This is a genomic window from Gelidibacter sp. (assembly GCF_039916245.1).
GTDB lineage: Bacteria > Bacteroidota > Bacteroidia > Flavobacteriales > Flavobacteriaceae > Gelidibacter.
In genome coordinates this window covers 1-6,458 of record NZ_JBDSLS010000148.1, presented here as the reverse complement: position 1 = coordinate 6,458, position 6,458 = coordinate 1, and the positions used below count along the sequence as shown (strand labels likewise).

At 38.4% G+C, this 6,458-nt stretch carries 4 protein-coding genes and 1 pseudogene; 2 read left to right on the top strand and 3 right to left on the bottom strand.

Going from position 1 to position 6,458, the window contains the following annotated elements:
- The 3 genes from ABIQ28_RS07670 to lysS all read right to left on the bottom strand — a co-directional run.
- Positions 1–2,186, bottom strand: a 2,186-nt coding sequence (locus ABIQ28_RS07670) for a zinc-dependent metalloprotease (protein WP_348036300.1), incomplete at its 3' end; no start/stop codon positions are given.
- A gap of 449 nt (positions 2,187–2,635) precedes the next feature.
- On the bottom strand, positions 2,636–3,322 hold the full coding sequence (locus ABIQ28_RS07665) for an endonuclease/exonuclease/phosphatase family protein (RefSeq protein ID WP_348036299.1): 687 nt from the start codon (positions 3,320–3,322) through the stop codon (positions 2,636–2,638).
- 220 nt (positions 3,323–3,542) lie between these two features.
- Positions 3,543–5,231 (bottom strand): lysine--tRNA ligase, encoded by a 1,689-nt coding sequence (gene lysS, locus ABIQ28_RS07660; RefSeq protein WP_348036298.1) that lies wholly within the window; start codon positions 5,229–5,231, stop codon positions 3,543–3,545.
- A gap of 287 nt (positions 5,232–5,518) precedes the next feature.
- Here lysS and ABIQ28_RS07655 point away from each other — a divergent pair, with 287 nt between their 5' ends.
- Both ABIQ28_RS07655 and ABIQ28_RS07650 read left to right on the top strand, forming a co-directional pair.
- On the top strand, positions 5,519–5,677 hold the full coding sequence (locus ABIQ28_RS07655; RefSeq protein WP_348036297.1) for a YqaE/Pmp3 family membrane protein: 159 nt from the start codon (positions 5,519–5,521) through the stop codon (positions 5,675–5,677).
- Positions 5,678–6,228: 551 nt separating this feature from the next.
- Positions 6,229–6,458: pseudogene (locus tag ABIQ28_RS07650) on the top strand (lipoyl(octanoyl) transferase); the annotation flags it as partial.

The following is a 6,458-nucleotide window of genomic DNA, read 5'->3' as shown; positions in this document are numbered from 1 at the left end:
CCGCTATTTAACTCACTAAAAACACCTTTGCGCAAATCTTGCATCATGTCCAATAAACCGTAAGCGTTTTTACCGTTGGCCGTTTCGTTTTCGCTCATACGTTGCATTCTTCCAAAATCAAGGATGTCATTTAGCGTTCTTGTTTGCGTCCCGCGGATGCGTTCTAAATTACCATCAAATTCGATTCTATTGAAAATGTCATTGTCTAATAACCATTCTGGTGTAGCGAACAATTCTTTCTGAAGGAACTGTAAGGCTTCTTTTTGTTTGGCTTTATCAACAGGGGTGTAGACATCTCCTTCTTGGTCGTAGGTTTTGTAAATTTCATAAACCCCACCAATGTTGGCAGTCACGTGGCCCATATAACGGTTGTATTGTCCTAATACTTCGCCATACATGGTGCCTAAATCGCTATAATCTTTACCATCTTCGGCAGTCCATTTGATCAAGTTTGGAACGATACGTTTTAAGTTCGCAATTCCGTATGCACTAGCTTTCATGGCGTCATCACCTAAATCCTCGGTTTGAGAACTTGGATCGATCACACCACCACTTTGCTGTCTTCCGAAACGGTACATTGGATCTCCAGCGTGTTTTAAAATCCAGCTATCTAAAGTTTTCTTTTCATCTTCTGGTGTCGCGGCATCCAAAATTGGACGGTAACCCCATGAGATGGCATATTTGTCATAAATACCAATGTTCGGCATTAAAGCAACACCTTCATCACCTGGCTGTGCAATATAATTGAAGCGTGCATAATCCATGATTGATGGTGCAGTTCCATACTTTTTAGTAAATTCTGGATTACGTAAATCGTCCACTTTGTAAGCAACACTACTTCCCATGTTATGAGGTAAACCTATGGTATGACCAACTTCGTGCGAAGACACAAAACGAATCAAACGTCCCATGATTTCATCTTTAAATTTCAAACTTTGTGCATCAGGATTAATGGCTGCCGTTTGTACGAAGAACCAGTTGCGCAACAAAGTCATTACGTTATGGTACCAGTTGATGTCACTTTCTAAAATCTCACCACTTCTTGGGTCACTTACGTGAGGGCCGTTAGCATTAGGGATTGGAGAAGCTAAATAGCGAACTACAGAATAACGAATATCCTCTGGGCTCCATCCCGGATCTTCCTCAACTGTTGGAGGATCTTTGGCGATAATGGCATTTTTAAATCCGGCAGCTTCAAAAGCTACTTGCCAATCTTCAATACCTTGTTTGATGTATTTACGCCATTGTTCTGGAGTTGCACGGTCAATATAATAAACGATTTGTTTTTTAGGCTCAACCAATTCGCCACGCTTAAACTTTTCGATGTCTTCATCCTTCACTTCAAGGCGCCATCTGTCTAAATAGGTGACTCTTTTACTTTCATGAGCATCTAAGCCGTAATCAATTTGTCCACTCGTAAACCAACCGACGCGTTGGTCAAATATGCGTCGCTTCATTGGCTCTTTTGGCAATAAAACCATAGAGTTACTCATTTCTATCGAAATAGCGCCACTTGCTGCATTTGAAGGTGGTTCACTTGCACTATAGGTTTTTACGTGACGTGATTCAATGTTTAAAGGATAGCTTTTAAGGCTTTCGATATAAGATAAATCTGCGTCTAAACGGGTTACTTTATATTGTTTTCTACTTCGATCTGGCAAACCAAATGGCTTCACATCTTTCATATACAGATCAGTTACATCAATAACCGTAGTTAATGAATCTTTGCCGATAGCTTTAATAGGGAAGCTAAATAGCACAGGTTCAAAATTTGAATTGACCACAGCTTCGTATACAGGAAGTGAGTCATTGGCTACGACACTATGGGAAACCATACGGAGCAATACTCTTTTATCCTTTTTTTGCCAACGCAAAACTTGCTCGTCTTGCTTTCCGCCGCCAAAACCTATGCCACTGGCGGTTTTAGCGATACGTGTCACCATGAGCATTTCACGTTCAAAAAGGGAATCTGGAATTTCATAAAAGTAGGACTCGTCTATTTTATGGATGGTGAACAATCCTGGGTCACTTTTGGCATCTTTTGTAATGACTTTGTTGTAAGGCTGGATGTCATTTTTTCCAGTTTTTTTTGTTGCATCAGAGGCAGTAGTAGCGGTTGCTGGTGTTTTGGACGCTTTTTTTGTAGTGGAACAAGACACGACAAAAAGGAAAGACGCCAAAAACATCACGTTTAAGGAAACTTTTTTCAAAATGTTAGGAGTTTAAAAATTTAAGGAAGTGAAAATACGCAATACATAACGTTGATAGTAGATTGTAATATGTTTTAGGATTTCTTTAACTATTTAAAACGTAGTTTTTTAACATAACGATGCCACTTTTAAAGAGAATTCTGATAGGTTATGGATTTTTATTCACTATGATCCGGATAAGAATTAAGACACTTCGACAAGCTCAGTAACTGCCGCTGCGCTGATAGAACCAAGAACAAAGACTAAACACGTAATTAATTGAAAATATGGGCTGTGAAATTCAATAATTAGAATGGATTATGATGTTTTAGCAATAGTTTTCAAAAACAGAGAAATGAAGGAGATTGAGGATCAAAAACGTTGAAAGAACTATTGATCTCTGTTCTTAGAAGATCAAACCAACTTTAATCGGACAACAATGATTTTTATTTAAAATATCCGACGAGCATAGCATGGTCAGAAACTTTATAATAAAACTTTTGAAGGCGTATAGGTTTGAGCTTTTTGCTTGTGAAAATTTGGTCAATTTCAAGTAAAGGAATTCCAAATGGCCAAGTTGCACTAAAACCTTCACCGTAATCATGAAAACTAGTATAATCTGTTTCATACTTTCTGAAGTGAACACTTTCATAAGGCGTGTTAAAATCGCCAACAATGATGTCTGAATTTCTTTGAGTGGCCAATTGCAATATCGTTCCTAAAGTTTTTCTTTTATCCATGGTTGGACTTTGAAAAGTATCCGTAAAGGCCATTAAAATAGGGCCAGACTTTAGTTGTGCCTCTACAAAATTGATGTCATAGCTTTGTTCTTCAATAGTATACGTTATTTTTTCTATACGTCCTTTTATGCCAATCAGCATATTGCCTTCAAGGATTCGAAATTCGTAAGCTGGGAAATCTTGTGACAGTTGCTGTATATCTTCTGCGGAAGCGTTTTCCGTCTCGGTAAGTGCGATAATGTCAGGCTGGATATTTTGGATGTTTTCTGTAAGGATATCCATATGGATTGTTGGCCGATCGGCGGCATTCCAGAATATAATGGACGTTGCATCTTTAGGAATTTCCACAGGGCTTGGGAAAATATAGGAATTATTGAGCCAAATACCAGTCAAACCTAAAGTGGTACAGATAAAAAATATAAAATACCGTTTTCTTTTGAAAAACAGAAGAGTGATAAAACCTCCAAATAAGATGATTAAAGGTAGCGGGAAGGCGTAAAAAAAGATTTGTAAAATTCGGAAATGATCCTTTAGGATGAAATGTATTATTAACAAAAAAGCATATGCAATTACTGCACATGCTCTTAATGTTAAAAAAATAAATTTCGCGACTCTATACAACATGCACAAATAGACCTTCTTCGGTTTTTTCGACTTTGGCCAATTTGTTTTTTGTCAAGCCTTTTATAGTGGCATCCCACTTTTTGTTACTCAGTCCGGATTGTTCTTTTAAGTTATTCAGATCTATCGGAGCATTGGATTTTAGGATAGCGAAAACTGCTTTTTCTTCTTCAGTCAAGGCGACTGCTTTCTTTTCCGGTCTCATTTGAGGGAAAAACAACACTTCCTGAATGGATTGATTATTGGTCAAATACATGATAAGTCGGTCCATTCCGATGCCCATTCCAGAGGTTGGAGGCATGCCGTACTCTAAAGCACGTAAGAAATCATAGTCGATCATTCCGGTAGCTTCATCATCACCTTTTTGAGCCAACTCCATTTGGTGTTCAAAACGTTCACGCTGGTCAATAGGATCATTCAATTCAGAATACGCATTGGCAACTTCTTTACCACAAACCATCAACTCAAAACGTTCGGTCAATTCTGGATTATCGCGGTGTTCTTTACACAACGGACTCATTTCCTTCGGGTAATCTGTAATAAACGTTGGTTGGATATAGTTGCCTTCGCATTTCTCACCGAAAATTTCATCGATCAATTTGCCTTTGCCCATGGTGTCGTCCACTGCGATACCCATGTCTTTAGCAGCTTTGCGGATCTCATCTTCAGATTTTCCAGTAATATCAAAACCGGTAAAGTGCTTAATGGAATCCGTCATGGTTACCCGAGCATACGGAGCTTTGAAATCGATTTTGTGTTCCCCGAAAGTCGCTTCTGTAGAACCGTTTACCGCAAGGGCGCAATGTTCTAAAAGCTCTTCACAAAAGTGCATCATCCAATTGTAATCTTTATAGGATACGTATATTTCCATAGCCGTAAACTCTGGATTGTGCGTGCGATCCATACCTTCATTTCTGAAGTTTTTTGAGAATTCATAAACGCCATCAAAACCGCCAACAATAAGACGCTTTAGATAAAGTTCGTTGGCAATTCGCATATACAAAGGAATGTCCAAACTGTTGTGATGGGTCATAAACGGACGTGCTGCTGCGCCTCCAGGAATTGGTTGTAACACCGGAGTTTCCACCTCAAAGTAACCGGCGTCGTTGAAAAACTGACGCATGGCGTTATATAGCTTGGTACGTTTTATAAATACATTTTTAACCTGAGGGTTCACTACCAAATCGGCATAACGTTGTCTGTAACGTTGTTCAGGATCGGTAAAGGCGTCATAAATAACCCCGTCTTTTTCCTTAGGTAATGGCAAAGGTTTTAAGGATTTGCTCAATAATTTGAAGTTTTTGACCTTCACTGTTTTTTCGCCCACTTGTGTGGTAAATAATTCGCCTTCGATACCAATGAAATCGCCAAAGTCCAATAGTTTTTTGAAAACCTCATTATATAAAGTTTTATCATCGCCAGGACAGATTTCATCTCTGTTGAAATACGCTTGAATTTTCCCTTCAGAATCCTGAATTTGAGCAAAACTAGCCTTTCCTTGCACCCGCATCGACATCAATCGACCAGCAATAACGACCTGTTTCCCTTCTTCAAATTGCTCTTTAACCTGTTTCGAAGTGTGGTCCACAGGATATAAATCGGCTGGATAAGGATTGATACCCAATTCACGTAATTTGACTAATTTTTCTCTTCGGATGAGTTCTTGTTCTGAAAGTTGCATGCTGTTAAATTTTTGATATGCAAAATTACGATATTTAAAAAAATTAACGTAGTAATTTCAACGATAGATTGGGTTTTTGATGGTTTATGGGATGAAACTTTTTGCGAAGGGTTGAAATTGGTGGGTTTGAAAGATGAATTTTGATTTTGAGCTAGTTTTAGCTGCTTGAATTATTTTTTTGAAGATGATGATATAGTTTTTATCCCGTAACAAATTGAATAGTTTTGCGTCTTAATAAATACATCAATCAGCCACGCAAAAGTAGTGGTCGTTAAAAATCATCAATTATGAGTATTTGGAGGGTTCTTCTTTCTGTTTTTTGTCCACCACTTGCGGTCCTTGATAAAGGCTGTGGCTCTATTATCATTGTTTTTTTACTATGGCTCTGCGGATGGGTGCCGGGAGTTATAGCTGCTTTGGTAATTTTGAATAACCCTAAAAAATAGTTTTCAGTCTCGGTTTTCAGTTTTCAGTCTCAGTCTCAGTCTCAGTTTTCCCGCCTTCGCAAAAGCTCTGGACGGGCAAGCAGTCTCAGTCTCAGTATTCAGTTGATGGTCTTATGAGTCGCTGACTTTGGAACTATATAAAATTTATAATTCAGTCATCGGTCATCGGTCATCGGTCATCGGTCATCGGTCATCTGTCATTCAACCCAAATAACTTTCTCTGTGTATCTCAGTGTTTGTCCGTGAATCTCTGTGAAACTAATTTTTTTTCGCCCGTCATAGGTCATCGGTCATCGGTCATCGGTCATCTGTCATCTGTCATTCAACCCAAATAACTTTCTCTCTGCATCTCAGTGTTTGTCCGTGAATCTCTGTGAAACTAATTTTTTTTCGCCCGTCATCGGTCTCAATAGATGAATCTCCATTAAACAATGTCCCACCATCTATCCGAAAATCCGTAATTTTACAGATCAGAATCATAACCGATTTAAATAGAGTCAGCCATGATTCAGATTTGATGAATTTGAAGATTACACTAGAAGACTAAGATTGTGAATAAAATAGTTACCGTACAGGATTTAGGGCATAAAGATTATAAGGATACCTGGGATTATCAAGAAGGATTATTCAAATCAGTTCTGGACACGAAAATCAAGAACAGAAGAGAGAATGCCAATTTAGAAACACCAAATTATTTTTTATTGGTGGAGCATTCTCATGTCTATACCTTGGGTAAAAGTGGCGATTTCTCAAATCTTTTATTGAACGAAGAGCAGCTCGC